At 73.5% G+C, this 14,717-nt stretch carries 14 protein-coding genes; 6 read left to right on the top strand and 8 right to left on the bottom strand.

The window, feature by feature from the left end:
* Positions 1 to 33: 33 nt before the first annotated feature.
* The 4 genes from ACIA8L_RS41660 to ACIA8L_RS41645 are packed head-to-tail and all read right to left on the bottom strand — an operon-like array spanning position 34 to position 3,804.
* A complete protein-coding gene (locus ACIA8L_RS41660) occupies positions 34 to 1,146 on the bottom strand; it encodes a pyridoxal phosphate-dependent aminotransferase (protein WP_395913441.1) in 1,113 nt (370 codons plus the stop codon).
* Positions 1,143 to 1,913, bottom strand: a complete 771-nt coding sequence (locus tag ACIA8L_RS41655) for an SDR family oxidoreductase (protein ID WP_395913440.1) — start codon at positions 1,911 to 1,913, stop codon at positions 1,143 to 1,145. Before ACIA8L_RS41655 ends, ACIA8L_RS41660 begins: the two co-directional genes overlap by 4 nt.
* Complete coding sequence (locus tag ACIA8L_RS41650) at positions 1,910 to 2,812, bottom strand: dihydrodipicolinate synthase family protein (RefSeq protein ID WP_395913439.1); 903 nt, start codon at positions 2,810 to 2,812, stop codon at positions 1,910 to 1,912. Before ACIA8L_RS41650 ends, ACIA8L_RS41655 begins: the two co-directional genes overlap by 4 nt.
* Positions 2,813 to 2,820: 8 nt before the next feature.
* On the bottom strand, positions 2,821 to 3,804 hold the full coding sequence (locus ACIA8L_RS41645; protein ID WP_395913437.1) for a D-2-hydroxyacid dehydrogenase: 984 nt from the start codon (positions 3,802 to 3,804) through the stop codon (positions 2,821 to 2,823).
* 195 nt (positions 3,805 to 3,999) lie between these two features.
* Here ACIA8L_RS41645 and ACIA8L_RS41640 point away from each other — a divergent pair, with 195 nt between their 5' ends.
* Positions 4,000 to 5,229: a cytochrome P450 gene (locus ACIA8L_RS41640; RefSeq protein ID WP_395913435.1), complete on the top strand. Its 1,230-nt coding sequence runs from the start codon at positions 4,000 to 4,002 to the stop codon at positions 5,227 to 5,229.
* Positions 5,229 to 5,459: a ferredoxin gene (locus ACIA8L_RS41635; RefSeq protein ID WP_395913433.1), complete on the top strand. Its 231-nt coding sequence runs from the start codon at positions 5,229 to 5,231 to the stop codon at positions 5,457 to 5,459. The genes ACIA8L_RS41640 and ACIA8L_RS41635 overlap by 1 nt, the downstream gene beginning before the upstream one ends.
* Here the strand turns inward: ACIA8L_RS41635 and ACIA8L_RS41630 are convergent.
* A complete protein-coding gene (locus ACIA8L_RS41630) occupies positions 5,437 to 6,123 on the bottom strand; it encodes a nucleotidyltransferase domain-containing protein (RefSeq protein ID WP_395913431.1) in 687 nt (228 codons plus the stop codon). The genes ACIA8L_RS41635 and ACIA8L_RS41630 overlap by 23 nt on opposite strands.
* A gap of 93 nt (positions 6,124 to 6,216) precedes the next feature.
* Between ACIA8L_RS41630 and ACIA8L_RS41625 the strand changes: the two genes are divergently transcribed.
* Positions 6,217 to 7,665 carry a diguanylate cyclase gene (locus ACIA8L_RS41625; RefSeq protein WP_395913429.1) on the top strand — a complete coding sequence of 483 codons (1,449 nt, stop codon included), beginning with the start codon at positions 6,217 to 6,219 and terminating at the stop codon, positions 7,663 to 7,665.
* Positions 7,666 to 7,670: 5 nt separating this feature from the next.
* Entirely contained in the window at positions 7,671 to 8,738 is a 1,068-nt protein-coding gene (locus ACIA8L_RS41620) for a glutamate--cysteine ligase (RefSeq protein ID WP_395913427.1), read from the top strand.
* On the opposite strand, the gene ACIA8L_RS41615 is transcribed toward ACIA8L_RS41620, so the two are convergent.
* On the bottom strand, positions 8,695 to 9,672 hold the full coding sequence (locus ACIA8L_RS41615) for a hypothetical protein (RefSeq protein ID WP_395913425.1): 978 nt from the start codon (positions 9,670 to 9,672) through the stop codon (positions 8,695 to 8,697). The genes ACIA8L_RS41620 and ACIA8L_RS41615 overlap by 44 nt on opposite strands.
* Before the next feature lie 133 nt (positions 9,673 to 9,805).
* On the opposite strand from ACIA8L_RS41615, the gene ACIA8L_RS41610 reads away from it, so the two are divergent.
* Both ACIA8L_RS41610 and ACIA8L_RS41605 read left to right on the top strand, forming a co-directional pair.
* Complete coding sequence (locus ACIA8L_RS41610) at positions 9,806 to 10,348, top strand: GrpB family protein (RefSeq protein ID WP_395913423.1); 543 nt, start codon at positions 9,806 to 9,808, stop codon at positions 10,346 to 10,348.
* Between the two features lie 27 nt (positions 10,349 to 10,375).
* Positions 10,376 to 11,509: an SMI1/KNR4 family protein gene (locus tag ACIA8L_RS41605; RefSeq protein WP_395913421.1), complete on the top strand. Its 1,134-nt coding sequence runs from the start codon at positions 10,376 to 10,378 to the stop codon at positions 11,507 to 11,509.
* Between the two features lie 104 nt (positions 11,510 to 11,613).
* Here the strand turns inward: ACIA8L_RS41605 and ACIA8L_RS41600 are convergent, their stop codons facing one another.
* The gene (locus tag ACIA8L_RS41600; protein WP_395913419.1) at positions 11,614 to 11,841 is read right to left on the bottom strand and encodes a hypothetical protein; all 228 of its coding nucleotides are present in this window, start codon (positions 11,839 to 11,841) and stop codon (positions 11,614 to 11,616) included.
* A complete protein-coding gene (locus ACIA8L_RS41595; RefSeq protein ID WP_395913865.1) occupies positions 11,801 to 14,659 on the bottom strand; it encodes a CHAT domain-containing protein in 2,859 nt (952 codons plus the stop codon). The genes ACIA8L_RS41600 and ACIA8L_RS41595 overlap by 41 nt, the downstream gene beginning before the upstream one ends.
* Positions 14,660 to 14,717: the final 58 nt, after the last annotated feature.

Genomic DNA, 14,717 nt, shown 5'->3' with positions numbered 1-14,717 from the left:
TTCGTACTGGGGGGATGGGGGGTTCGTTGGGGGTTAGCGCGTTGCGATGTTCGTCAGGCCGCGGACGATGTCGTCCTGGGCGGCCGCGAGGGAGAGCCGGACGTGCCCGGCTCCTTCGGCACCGAACGCGGACCCGGGCGCTACCGCGGTCCCGGTCCGGTGCAGTAAGTCCAATGTGGACACGTCCGACTTGAGCCAGAGGTAGAACGCACCCGCCGGACGGGTGGCGGACAGTCCCAGGTTTCGTGCGGTTTCGAGCGCGACGTCCCGGCGGCCGCGGTAGGCGTCGCGCATCTGCGCTACGCACGCCTGATCACCGGTGAGGGCCGCGATCGCCGCGTGCTGGGTCATCGTGTTCACGCAGGACGCGGTGGCCTCCTGCACCCGGGTGATGCCGCCCACGAGTTCCGGGGTCGTCACCGCGTAGCCCACCCGCCAGCCCGTCATCGCATAACTCTTTGAAAGTGAGTACACACTTACGAACTGGACTCCGGGCGCGGCGGCCGAGAAGGTCACCGCCGGCCGGTCGAGCCAGAGCTGGTCGTAGCACTCGTCCGAGATGACGACCAGGTTGTGCGTCAGTGCCCACGCACCTACCGCGGCGAGCTGCTCGGCGTCCCACTGGTAGCCGACCGGGTTGGACGGCGAGTTGATGAGGATCGCCTTGGTGCGCGGGCCGTACAGGGACTCGAGATGGTCGTAGTCGGGGCTGTGGTTCGCGGCCGGGTCCAGGCGGTAGCCGCGCGGGACCGCGCCGAGCATGGTGGCCAGGGTGGAGAAGTTGGTCCAGCCCGGGTCCGGGACCAGAATCTCGTCGCCGGCGGACAGGAGGGTGCGGTAGGCGGAGAAGAGGGCTCCGACGCCGCCCGCGCTCACCACCACGCGGTCCGGGGTGATGCCGTCGAGGGCGTTGTCGCGGGCCAGTTTCGCGGTGATCGCCTCGCGCAGGGCGGGCAGGCCGGCGCTGGGGCCGTAGCGGGTGTGGCCGGCCAGGGCGGCGGCGTGGGCGGCCTCGACGATGTGGGGCGGGGTCGGGAAGTCGGGCTCGCCGAACTCGAGGTGGATCGCGTCGGGAACGGCCCAGGCGGCGTTGGCGACGGCGCGGATGCCGGAGGCGGGCGTCGAGGCGACCTCGGGCGAGATCACGTCAGGCTCCGCATCAGGCCGCCGTCCACCGAGAGCAGGCTCGCGGTGACGTAGGACGCCTCCGGGGAGCTCAGGAAGCCCACGACCGACGCGAACTCCTCCGGGCGTCCGTAGCGGCCCGTCGGGATCTCGGCCATCGCGGCCGCCCGCACCTCGGCAACGTCCTGGCCGGTGCGCTGGGCCCTCGCCGCGTCGAGGGCGGCGACCCGCTCGGTGTCGATCCGGCCCGGCACCACACCGTTGACCGTCACGCCGTCGGCGGCCACGAGCCGGGCGACGGTCTTGAGCCAGGCGGTCAAAGCGGCGCGGCCACCGTTGGAGTAGGCGAGGTCGGGGAGGGGCTCGCGGACGCCGGAGGAGAGCACGGCGATGATGCGGCCGTTGCCGCGTTGGCGCATGCCGGGCAGGAGCCGGGTGGCGAGGTCGATCGGGGTGACGGTGAGCAGCTGCAGGGCGGTCCGCCAGCCGTCGGCGTCGGTGCGGTCGGCGGGGACGGGCGGCGGGCCACCGGCGTTGAGGACGCACACGTCGACGTGGCCGAGGGTGTGCGGGGCCGCGTCCGCGACGGTTGCGGCGGCGTCGGGGAGGGAGGCGTCGGCGCTGAGCGTGTGGACGGTGATGCCGTGCTTGGCGCGCAGGTCGGCCGCGACCAGGTCGAGGCGATCCCGGTTGCGGGCCCACAGCAGCAGGTCGTGGCCGCGACCCGCCAGTTCGTGTGCGATCGCCGCGCCCAGGCCGGAGCCGGCGCCGCCGACCACCGCCGTCATGGGGTGACCTCCAGCGGCTCGATCGACGGGGTCAGGCCGACGCGGGCCAGGACGTCGTCCAGCTCTTCCAGGGTGGCCTGGTCCGGCCGCGGGGTGAGGGCCCGGGTCATGGCCGTGGTGATGACGCCGCGGCGGCGCAGGACCTCCTTGCGGATGCCGAGGCCGATGCGGACCTGGCCCTCGAAGACGATGTAGGGCAGGAAGCGGTCGTTGATCCGGGCCGCGGCCTCGAGGTCACCGCGCTCGAACGCCAGGCGGATCGCGCGGAGGATCTCCGGGTAGGCGAAGCCGGTCATCGTGCCCGCGGCGCCGCGGCGCAGCTCGGAGTAGGCGCTCACCCCGCCGAGGCCGCCGAACACGGTCAGGTCGGGGCGCCGGGCGAGCAGCCGCGAGATCTTCGGCGGGGTCGGCGGGTCCTCGAGCTTCACCACGCTGCTGCCGCTCGCGTCCAGGGCGGCCAGGAGCGCCGACACCGGAAGGTTGACGCCCGTCGCCGCCGGCTCGTCCTGGACGATGACCGGTACCCCCGAATCGGCTGTCCGTTTGAAGAACGGTGCGATCTGGTCGGTGTCCTTGAGCAGCGGCGGCGCGGAGACCATGACCGCGGCCGCGCCGGCCTCCACGGCCCGGCGGACATTGGCGGCGACGACGGCCGCGGACGGGGCCGAGCAGCCGACCGCGAACGGCACCTTGCCGGCGGCGGCCGCGGCGACCGCCGACAGCACCGTCTCGCGCTCGGCCGCGGTGAGGTCGGTGGCCTCCCCCATGACGCCGAGGATGGTGATCCCGTCGACGCCCCAGCTCGCCGCGGCCGCGACGATCCGGCCCAGGCTCGCCGAGTCGACGGCGCCGGCCTCGTCGAACGGGGTCGGGCTGATGTACCAGGTTCCCGTGAGCATGAGGCTCCTTAGTAGCCGCGGTCGCGGTGGTAGAGGTTGCGCAGCGGCTCCCCGGCGCGGTAGCGGCGCAGGTTGTCGCAGAACAGGTCGGTGAGCGCGGCGTTCTCGGTGCCGACGGTCGAGGCCGAGTGCGGCGAGACCAGCACGTTGTCGAGGTCCCACAGCGGCGACCCGGCCGGCAGCGGCTCGGTGGCGAACACGTCGAGGACGGCGCTCACCCGGTCGGCGACGAGCGCCGCGATCAGGGCGGGCTCGTCGACGACCGGGCCGCGCGAGATGTTGACCAGGATCGCGCCGGCGGGGAGCAGGTCGAGCTGCTTCGCCCCGATCAGGCCCTCGGTCCGCGGGGTGAGCGGGCAGCACAGGACGAGGACGTCAGTGCCGGGCAGCACCTCGTCCAGCTCCCCGATGCGATCCCGGCCCAGGCCGAGCACCTTCGTGCCGAGCGCGGCGAACGTGGCGGCCACCTGCCGGCCCATGCCACCGAGGCCGACGACGGTGACGGTGCGTCCCGCCAGCTGTGCCGTGGTGTAGCGCTCCCAGGTGCGGGCGGCCTGGCGGCGGCGCAGCTCGGGGATGCCCTTGATGAAGTGCAGGGCCCCGGTGACGGCGAACTCGGCGAGCGGCACGGCGTGGATGCCGGCCGCGGTCGTGAACGTCATCCCGGTGCGGTCGAGGCCGGTGCGCTGGACGAACCCGCCGATGCCGGCGCTGGTGGCCTGGACCCAGCGCAGGTTCGGCGCGCGCCGCGGGAGCTCGGCGGGGTCCTGCCAGTCGAAGTCGAACGCGACGTCGGCCCGCCCGAGCAGCTCGGTCCAGCGTCCCTGCTGGGCCGGGCTCAGGTCACGCTTCGTGCCGGTGTGGTCGCAGCAGTACCGCGGCACGGGCAGTAATTCCGGCTCGTAGAGCACCTCGACGCCCGGCTCGGCCGCGATCCGGGCGACGAGCTCGGGCTCCAGGTAGGTGGCGATCAGCGCCGCGGTCTGGGGCATGCGAGAACCTTAACGGTCGACGGCTGATTGTCGACAACCGACTTTCACCTGTTACCAGCTCTTTACATGATCCACCGGAGCCCGGCCCTTTTGCCGGATTTCTACAGGTTCCCCCGAACCCGGCGGGCGCGAAGGCTTGGCGTGTCGCCCAGATATCGACAAGGATGAGCACATTACGTTGATCGGGGGCTTTCGATGAGTGTCGTGCCGCTGCCGCTCGCCGGTGCGCAGCAATGCCCGTTCGGGCCGCCGCCGGACTACGCCGAGCTGCGCGAACACGAGCCGGTGCGCCGGGTCGAGTGCCCGACCGGCATCGAGGCCTGGCTGGTGACCCGCTACGCGGACGTCCGCGCGGTCCTCGGCGACCCGCGGCGGTTCAGCACCCGGCCCGGCACCGGGTCGCACATCCTGGCCGGCTACGCGGCCGACGAGCCGGGCGAGGGCGAGTTCCCGCGCATGGACGGGCCCGAGCATCTGCGGTTTCGCCGGCACATGGCGCCGGAGCTGTCGAACATGCGCCGGATCGCCCAGCTGCGCCCGGTCGTGCAGCGCATCGTCGACGAGCGCCTCGACGCGCTGGCCACCACCGCGCCCCCGGTCGACCTGTACGCGTCGTTCGCCAAGCCGGTCACCACCGCCGTCATCGCCGAGCTGCTCGACGTGCCCGCGGCCGACCACCCGCTGTTCCAGCACGCCGCGGAGGCCCTCTTCGCGGGCAGTTCCAGCGGCGCCGACGTGGCCGCCGCCATGCGGCCGCTGTTCGAGTACCTCCACGGTATGGTCGCCGCCCGCCGGGCCGCACCCGGCGACGACGTGCTGAGCCGCATGATCGTGCGCAGCGACGAGACCGAGCGGCCGTTCACCGACACCGAGCTGGTCCGGATGAGCGCGGGCCTGCTCGTCGCCGGCTACGACACCACCGCGAGCATGATCGCCCACGGCGTCCTCGCGCTCCTCGAGCACCCGCCGGAGCTGGCCCGGCTGCGCGCCGACCCGGCCCTGGCCCCCACGGCGGCCGAGGAGCTGGTGCGCTACCTCGGCGTCGGCGGCGGCCTGCTGCGCGGCGTCACCGAGGACACCGAGATCGCCGGCCGGCCGGTCAAGGCCGGCGACTACGTGGTGGTCGCGATCCAGTCCGCCAACCGCGACCCGGCCCTGCACGCCGACGGCGACCGGCTCGACGTCGCCCGCCCCACCGGCCCGCACATCGGCTTCGGGCACGGCCCGCACCAGTGCGTCGGGCAGCAGCTGGCCCGGCTGGAGCTGACCGCGGTGCTGGGCACGCTGCCGCGCCGGATTCCGACACTGCGCCTGGCCGTGCCGTTCGCGGACATCCGGTTCAAGGTGGCGACGGCCGTGCTGGGGCCGGTCGCGGTCCCCGTGACCTGGGACGAGATCGTGTCTTCCGGTGAAGGTGGGGCTTGATGCGGGTTGAGGTCCACGCCGACAAGTGCATCGGCTCGGGTGTGTGCGCACTGGTCGCCCCGGACGTCTTCGACCAGCGCGACGACGACGGCGTGGTGATCCTGCTCGCCGAGCGGCCACCGGCCGAGCACGAGGCGTCGGCGTACGAGGCCGCGAACCGCTGCCCGGCGTCGGTGATCGAGATCCACACCAACCGGGCCGCCGGCGTCAACCCGCGAAACTCCGGATGAGCCCGAGGTCCTCGCCCCACCCGGCGAGGACGTCCGCGTGCCCGCGCGCCCGGGCCAGCGCCTCGACCGCCGCGAAGTGCTCCTCCACGGCGACGCGCTCGGGTCGCAGCGTCCGCCGCCACGGGTCCGGCAGCGGGTAGGTGTCGAGCTCCCACCGCAGGTACGCGTTGTACGGGCGCAGCCGGCCGTGCAGCGCGAAGACGGTCTCCAGGAGCCACGGCACGCATTCGGCCGCGTCCAGGCGGGCGGCGGCCACGGCACCCGCCCGCTGGTTCTTCGCCGCCCGGTAGCGCTGGTTGAGGTAGGCGTCCAGGGCCGCCCGCCCCCGCGCCGCCGCCTCCTCGGGCGTCAGGGTCGCCTGGCGCTCCACGAGCGCGGCGATGCCCCCGTCGAGCCGGTCGAGCAGGACCTGGGCGCCGCGGTACCCGTATCGCGCCCACTGCACCGAGGTGTCCCCGAGCGCGGCGGCCGTGCACACCACCTCGTCGAGCACCGCCGTGCGGGACGCGTGCCGCCACGGCGTCGCCTGCTCCGCGACCACCACCGTGACGTCGACGTCGGAGTGCTCCGTGGCCAGGCCCCGCGCGTGCGAGCCGGTGAGGATCACGCCGAGCACGCCGGGGTCCGCTTCGGCTCGCCGCAGCACCGCCGCCAGGACATCCACGGCGCCATCGTAGTGACCGCGCCCCCTTGCGAACCGCTCAGCTGTCGTGGCTCGTGGCCGATGCGCTTGGGCATGAGGCGGTCGTCGGCACTGGTGCGCGATCCTGTGCTGCTCGGCATGGCCGCGCTGGCCGTCGGAGTCGTGGTGTGGTTCCTGGCGGGACCAGGCGGTACCACCGTGTCGTGGGCCATTCAAACCGCACTTGACGTCTCCATCATCGTCTTCTCGCGCCGGCTGGCGGTGCTCAACGCCGGGGACCGGGCCGCGCGGCGGTTCTGGCGCGGGCTCATCGCCGTCGGGGCGATGTGCGCGACCGGGGACGGGCTGCAGACCGTGCTCGTCGCCCGGGGCGGGCCCGGGACGCCGGTCAGCGTCGTGCAGACGGCGCTCGTGGTGTGCTCCATGACCGTCGTCGTCGTGCTCATGCTGCGCCATCCGCTCGGTGACACGGGGCGGCTGCGGTTGCGGCTGTGGCTGGACGCGGCCACCGTGCTCGCCGGGGTCGCGGTGCTGCTGTGGTACTTCTCCCTCGGGGCGCAGCTGGGCAGCCCCCGCGTCGCCGACCGGTTCCTCGCCGCCGCCAGCTCCGTCGTCATGCTCGTGATCGTCCTGGGGGTCCTCAAGCTCATCCTCAGCGGCACGGCGCCCTTCAGCCGCCTGGCCGGGGTGGCCGGCTGTGTCGGCATCGCCGGGTCCGCGCTCGGCTCGGCCGCGAGCATCATCATCACCGGCGGCCCCGACCCGCGGGCCGAGGCGGTCGCGTCGCTGCTGTCGTGCATCCTCACCGCGGCCAGCCTGCGGATGCAGGAGGTGCGGCTGCGGCAGCCGGGCGAGCGGGTGCGGGCCGTGCGGCGACGGGTCAGCGTGATGCCGTACGTCGCCGTGGCCGTCACCGAACTCCTGCTGATGTTCGCGCTGGGCGGTACCGGAGCCGACCCTCGCCTCTGGGGTGTCGCCGCCGGCGTGCTGCTCATCACCGGCCTGGTCGTGACCCGGCAGCTCGTCGCGTTCCACGACAACGACCGCCTGCTCACCAGCCTCGACCGCAGCAACGCCGAACTGCGGCAACTGCACGGGGAGCTGCGCCACCAGGCCACCCACGACGCCCTGACCGGCCTGGCCAACCGGGCCCTGCTGGCCGAGCACCTGGCCGCGCTCCCGCCGGACGGCCCGGTGAGCATCCTCGTCCTCGACCTCGACGGCTTCAAACAGGTCAACGACCGCCAGGGCCACCACGCCGGCGACGCCCTGCTCGTCGAGGCCGCCCGCCGCCTCGCCGCCGCCGTCGGCGAACAGGATCTGGCCGTCCGGCTCGGCGGCGACGAGTTCGCGGTCGTCCTGCCCGGCGCGACCTCGGCGGACGCGCGCCGCCTGGCCGTGCGGGTGACGGCGACGCTGAGCGCGCCGTACCCCATGGCCCTCGTCGGCGCCAGCGTCGGCGTCGCCACGGGGACCGCCTCGGCGCTCGACGCGCTCCTGCGGGACGCGGACGCGGACATGTACCGCATCAAGACGGCCCGCAAAGCGGCTGCGGTAGTTTGATCGATGTGCCGCTCACGGTCGGGGTCGAGGAGGAGTTCCTCCTGCTGGACCCGTCCTCCTGGCACAGCGTCCCCAAGGTGCGGGAGGTCCGCGCCGCGCTGCCCCGCGACGTGTGGCCGGCCAGCCGCCACGAGTTCCGGCTCAGCTGCCTGGAGATGGTGACCCCGGTCTGCACCGACCTGACCGACCTGCGCTCCGCCCTGGTCGCCAACCGGACGGCCGCCGCCGCGGCCGCGGCCCGGGCCGGTGTGCGCCTGGTCGCCGTCGGGGCCACGCCGGTCGCCGAGCCGGACCGCAGCGCCGCGCACTCCCCCCGCTACCGGGCCATCGCCCGGCACTACGGCCCGATCGCCCGCGACCCGGCGGTGTGCGCCGCCCACGTCCATGTCGGCGTCGACGACCGGGACCGGGCCGTGCGGATCTGCACGGCCCTGCGCCCGTGGCTGCCGGTGCTGCAGGCGATGACCGCCAACTCCCCGTTCGCCGACGGCGCCGACACCGGCCACGACAGCTGGCGCGGCGTGGTCGTCGAGCGCTGGCCGACCCTCGGGCCGCCCCCGCCGCTGACCTCCTGGGCCGACTACGAGCGCACGGTCGCCGAGCTGGTCGCCACGGGCGCGCTGTATGAGCCCGAGCTGGTGTGGTGGCACGCCCGCCCGTCGCTGGACTACCCGACGGTCGAGGTCCGCATCGCCGATGTCTCCCCCACCGCCGACGACGCCGTCCTGCTGGCCGCGCTGGTGCGTGGCCTCGTCGCCTCCGTCGGTGCGATCGTGGATGTACCGGAGCAGTTGCTGCGGGCCGCGCACTGGAACGCCTGCCACACCGGCCTGTCGGGCAACCTGATGGATCTGCGGCACCGGGTCGTCCGCCCCGCCTGGGACCTGGTCGAGGACCTCGTCGCGACGGTGACGCCGGCCCTGATCGAGCACGGCGACCTCGCGCTGGTGCGGGAGGGCCTGGTCCGGCTGTACCACGAGGGCAACGGCGCGACCCGCCTGCGCCGCGCCCCGTCCCTGGCCGACGCCCTCAGGACCCGGGCCGCACAGACAGCGGCCGGCGAGCGTTCGTGACCGCGGCCACCGCCCCCACCGCGGTCAGTACCGCGATCGCGGCGAACGCCGTGATGGTCGCGCCGTCCGGGTGCAGGACCGACTGCCCGCGCGAGGCCTGCCAGCTGAGCACCGCGAACACCCCGGCGTAACCGAACAGCACGGCCCCGACGATCCGGGCCCGGACCCCCTCGTCGCGCAGCCACGCCCGGCGCTTCGCCAGCAGGCTCAGGACCACGACGACGGCGAGGAGCACCTGGACGGCGTGCAGCCCGACGAAGTGCGGCACCCGCAGATCCCCGCCGGTCGTGCTCCAGTTGGTCAGGAACATCCCGTGCCCGTCCGGATCACCGACACCGTGCGCCCCGACCAGCGACACCGTCTGCCCGTTCGCGTCGACCTCCGTCCGCGTCGCCGATCCGGACACGCCGACCAGCCAGAACGCCACCGCCATGCTCGCGAACGCCAGCCCCAGCCCGCCCCGCAGCGCCCGGGTCAGGGCCCGATCCCCGGTCCGCTGGATGAGCAGCAGCATCGCGATGACCAGCGTCGTCAGGATCAGCGGCATGATCCCGAACGAGAAGACGGTCTGCACGGTCCTGGCGACACCGTCGGTATTCTCGTTGAAGTGGCTGAACGTCCCGTGCGCCGCCGCCCACACCACCGCCCCGACATCCGCCACCCCGGCGAACGCGAACACGGTCCCCACCCACCACCCGGTCCGCCGCCCCTTCGTCAACCGCGGCAGCAGCCACGCGAGCGTGAGACTGTAGATCCCCATCGCCACACCAAACTTCATCGGCTTGGCCCAGATCGGCTCGCCGAGCAGCCGCCGATCGTCGGCGAACACCGCCACGGCCGCGAACACCGCCAGCCCGAACATGAGCACCGCGTGCACGACCAGGGGCCGGTGCCACCCCCGAACCGCATGACCGAACCGCGTGAGACCGTTCATCGGACGCTCCAGACCTGGGCCGAGCGACCGGCCCGCAGCCGGCCGCGAACTCCCCCACAGCCTCGGCGACCGGCCCGCCCCGAACCATCCGACGCACCCCCGGACCGACCCGGGGGCTATCCCCAGGAACGTCATGGACCCCGTTGAGATCGCCGACCACGACCCGGCCTGGACGACCGTCTTCACCGAACTCGGCGCCGCACTTCGCGACGCCCTCGGCGAAGTAGCGGCCCGCATCGACCACATCGGCTCGACCGCCGTACCCGGCCTGGCCGCCAAGCCCGTCATCGACATCCAGATCTCGGTATCCGCACTCGACCCCGCCGACCCGTTCCTCGTGCCGCTGGAACGCCTCGGCTACATCTACCGCGCCGCCAACCCGGAGCGGACGAAGCGCTACTTCCGCGAACCGCCCGGCCGCCGGCGCACGCATATACACGTACGCCGGCTCGGCAGCTTCTCCCAGCAGTTCCCGCTGCTGTTCCGCGATTACCTGCGGTCGCATCCCGCGGCCGCCGACGAGTACGCCGCCGTGAAGCGCCGCTGCGCGGCCCAGTTCCGCCACGACCGCCCCGGCTACGTCGAGGCCAAGGACGCCTGTGTCTGGGCCACCATCCGCCAGGCCGACGCGTGGGCCCAGCGCACCGGCTGGACCCCCGGCCCGACCGACGCCTGACCGCCGGGCTCGCGATACCGTATCGGCGTGACGGAGAGCGTCGATGTCTCGGCCGAACGGATCTTCGCGTGGCTGCGGGAGCACGCGCCGGCCACGGCGGCGACGGTCAACCCGCCGACCTCCCCGGCGGCCCTCGACGCGGCCGAGCGGGAGGTCGGGGCCGCGTTCCCCGAGGACGTGCGGCGGTGGTACCTGCGCGCCGACGGGATGCGGTGGATCGGCCCGTGGCGGGGGACGTTGATTCCGGCGTGGTTCCGGCCCTACCCGCTCGCCATGGCGCTGGACATCCGGCGGATGATGCTCGGCGTCGCCGCGCAGTTCCCGCCCGACGACCCGCTCAGCCCGGTCGCCGGGGACGCCAGCGAGCTGTGGCAGCCGCTGTTCCTGCCCGTCGCGGCCGACACCGGCAGCGTGACCCTCTTCGTCGACCTGCGCACCGGCGAGCAACACGGGTGCGTCGTGGAGTACGACAAGGTCGGCGCCTGTGAGGCCCCGGCGACGTGGCCCAGCGTGTCGGGGATGCTGGCCGACGTGGCCGCGGCGCTGGTCAACGACGGGGTCGCCGACGGGTGCCGGCCCGAGGTCGACGAGGCCGGGTGCCTGCAATGGCGGCTGCCGGAGGGGCTCTGGCCCGCCCGCGGCCGCATCCACACCGGCGAACTGGCCCGTGGCTTCGCCGCGCTGCTCGACCACGCCGCCGCGCCCGACCTCGCCGACCCGGCACTCGCCGCGACGATCGTCGCCCGGGTCGCCCGCGTGGTCGACGCGCTCCTGGACTCCGGCGCCCACGCCATGGCCGGCTCGTCGGCGCGGTACGACGACCCCGACCCGAACGACGGGGCGGCGCTGCGGGCGTATGTGGCCGGGCACGGCGGGTTGGACGGTGTGCGCCGGCACCTCACCGACGCCGGGGAGCGACTGGTCGCGATGTGCGGGCCGTACCACGAGGACTACGGCACACCCCATCGAGCGAACCGGCCGCCACTGCTGCCGGCCACGATCCGCGAACGCGGCGACATCGTCGTCGACGCCACCCAGTCCTGGCCGGACCTGGTGGGCGGCCTCGGCTGGCTCCTCCACTCGTCCGCGCGCCGCGTCGCCGAACTCCGCCCCCGAGCACCACGGCCGGCGAACCGCGCGATCGAGCACTTCAACCGCTGACCGGAGACGTTGTCGGGGCGGACCGGGCGCGGGGTCCGGCCGCGCCTCCCACAGCAATCGCGCCGGGCCCGCGGCCCGGGCTGCTCGACCGGAGCGGCCGTTCTTCACCTCTTGTAGGAGTCGAGCAAGGTGATGAGGTTGGTATATGAGTCGGCGTCGAGGGCTTGGCCGGCAGCTTCGGCGAAGGTGGTGGTGCCGACGCGTTCCCGGAGTTCCTTGAGGCCGATGATGTCGATCACGGCTTCGGGCACGCCGATGGCGAGCCGGGTACCGAGAGCGTGGATGTGCAGCTCAATGGCGGCAATGGCGTCGCCGGCGGCGGCGCGGAGCATGGCGAGCTGACTGCGGCCGAGGGCGATACCGGCCTGGTCGCCGAGCTGCTCCTTGATCGTGAGGGACTGCCGGTAGCGGCGTTCGGCCTCGGCATGGTCGCCCTGGACGTGGGCCAGCACGCCCACCTGGTGCAGGATGCGGCCGATGGCGGCGTTCGGCCTCGGCGTAGTCGCCTCGCAGGTAGGCGAGGTTGCCGAGCGTGCCGGTGTAGGCGGGGTAGCGCGGGGAGGTGGTCGGCAGCCAGCGCAGGGCGTCGTGGATCAGCGCGGCGGCCTGATCCCACGCACCCCATTCCTGCAGCTGCAGGCAGAGGTGCTCGGTGACGGCGCCGGTAGCGTCCAGGTCGCCGGCTACGAGGTAGTGATGGCGGGCCTCGTGCAGGTCATGGATGTCCGCGGCGGTCTCCTGAGGCCATGTGTCGAACCGCCACCGCCAGTAGGCGGCCGCGGCCTGGTGGGTTTGCCGGATGGGGTCTTTGCCGGCGTCGAGGGTGGCGGTGTTCTGCCAGCGGTGGTGGAGTTCCGTGGCGGTCCACCGATGCATGAACACCGTCTGGGCCGCCGTGTCGAGGTGGATCAGACTGGACTCTCGCAGCGCGTCCACGATCTCGGCCAGACCGCCGGGTGCGGTGTATGGCGGTGGCGGCGGCTGGCGAAAGACGTCGATGAGCTGACGAAGGGTGTCGCGCTCGGCCGAGGTGAGCGGACCGCCGTCGCCAAGGGCGTGTCGGACTTGGTCGGCAGTGAGGCCGTAGGTGGTGAGCAGAGCGGCGATCTCGGGGCCGCGGCCCGCCGCCGGGCGTGGTACGCGCTGATGTCGGCGGTGTTCTGGTCGGTGGGCCAGGGCCGCTTCGAGCGTGCGGTCCTGGGCCAGCCACACCTCGGCCTGGTGTGCGCCGAGGCGGTGCTCGACGGCGGTGGTGAGGCGGGTGGTGATGTCGTCGAAGCGGGCGTGGCCGTGGCCGAGGAGGGCGTCAAGGTATTCGAGGGATCGCGGATGGCCGCCGACGACCCGCCACACCCGTTCGGTCACAGCCGTGGTGGTGGCGTGCCGGTCGATGTTGGGCAGCGACCACAGCAGTTTCCCGGTCTCCGCGGCCGACATCGGCCCGACCGGCACCATCCGCAGCCGAACCTCGGCCCCGCCGGGCAGTCCGATCGGGTGGCGGGAGGTGATCAGCAGGCGGCTGCGGCCGGGGGCGGTGACCCAGTCGGTGAGGAATGCGGCCAAGGGCTCGTCCAGGATGGCGTTCGTGGCCGGGTCGAGGTTGTCCTCGAAGTTGTCCAGCACCACCAGCAGCGGCACGTCGTCCAGGACGTCGTCACGCAGTAAGGCGAGACGGTCCGGCCACGGCACATCCAGCTGTGCGGCGACCTGCACCGCCAGGCTGGGCGCGATGCCGCGGCGCAACTGCTCCCGCCGGGCCGCCGCCGCCACTGCGGCCAGGATCACGTCGGGGCTCACCACGCCATACAGCGGCACCACCTGCCACGCCGGATCTGTGCCCACCGTGCGACGTAGCACCTCGGCGGCCAGGGTGGTCTTGCCGATCCCGCCGATGCCGTGCAGCACCAGCCCCGCGCCCTCATCACCGGCCAGCACGGCCGGCAGGTCGCGCTGCAGCGCCCGGCGACCGACGAACTGCCCGGCCGGGCGGCCCGCAACCTGGCCCCACTGCGTGCCACGGACCGTCGGGGCCGGAATCCGGGTCTGCCGGTGGTCGATGATCTTGACGTGCGGGGCGTTCGCGGAGACCGTCACGACGCCCCATTCGTCCATGCCGGCCAATGTCTGTGTCAGCCGGTCGCCGCCGACCGCGAGCTCCTCCTGCACGAGGCGGCGTGCGTTGCCGACCGCGCGGACCACGTCCGGGTCGGGGCTGGCGGCGAGTTCCGCGTAGACCTTCGCGAACAGCAGGGTGGCGTACCGATCGGACACACTGGTCTGGGTGCCGATCACCGCGCACACCCCCCGCGCTGCGAGCTGCCCCGCGAACGAGGTGCCCTGCTCCTCGCCGGCCACGTCGGTGTAACAGGCGGCCAGGGCCAGGACTGGTGGCATCCGGCCCGGCGGGACCGCCTCGGTCATGAGCTGCTCGACGGTGACTTCGCGGGCGGCGCCGGTCGCGTCTTCCAGGATCAGGGCGCCGGGTTTGCCGTGCGCGGAGATGTGCAGGACGTGGACGCCGCCGGGGACGTCGAGCGCGGCCCGGATCGCGGCCGTGGTCGCGAATGGCACCACCTCGACTCGCGCCGCGTGCTGCCGGGCCTGCCGCACTGCGGCGAGGACGGCGCGTAGCTCGTGCTCGTAGTCCAGCAGCGGTCCGCCGCCGTGGTCAGGGGACGCGATCGCGACCACGATCCGCAGCGGCCCCGCCAACAGTGCCGGTGCCGTCGCGGCGGTGCACCGGTACACCACTACGTGCGGATGTAGCGCCAAGGGCCGGCCGGTGACCGGGTCCGGCAACGCCTCCCACGGCAACCCCGCCAGCCCGGGCGCCTCGACCCCGACTCGCAGGACGGCGAACTCCCTGGTCGCCCGCTCCACGAGACGCCGCAACGTCGACGCCACCGGCTCGGGCAGGAACGACTCCGCCAGCAACTCCCCGGCCCGCCGCAGCGATACCAGACCCGGCCCCGTACCCGGCGCCTGCGCCGGCGCCAAATCCCTCAAGGGCACTTCGCCGGCCCGGATCCGTTCCCGCCGCACATCGTGCAGCGCATGCACCAGCCCCGGTCGGACCCCGCCGTGCGCCGCCGCGACGTCCTCCCCGGCGCCGGCCAGGCGGACCGTCGATTCGGTCACCGCGAACAGCACATCCAACGCAACACCGCGCGGCTCCATACCGCTTGCTGACGGGCAGGGAGGCGGCGCA

This window comes from Dactylosporangium sp. NPDC051541 (assembly GCF_044454505.1).
GTDB lineage: Bacteria > Actinomycetota > Actinomycetes > Mycobacteriales > Micromonosporaceae > Dactylosporangium.
Note: the sequence above shows the minus strand (reverse complement) of the source record. Positions and strands in the feature narration are given on the sequence as shown.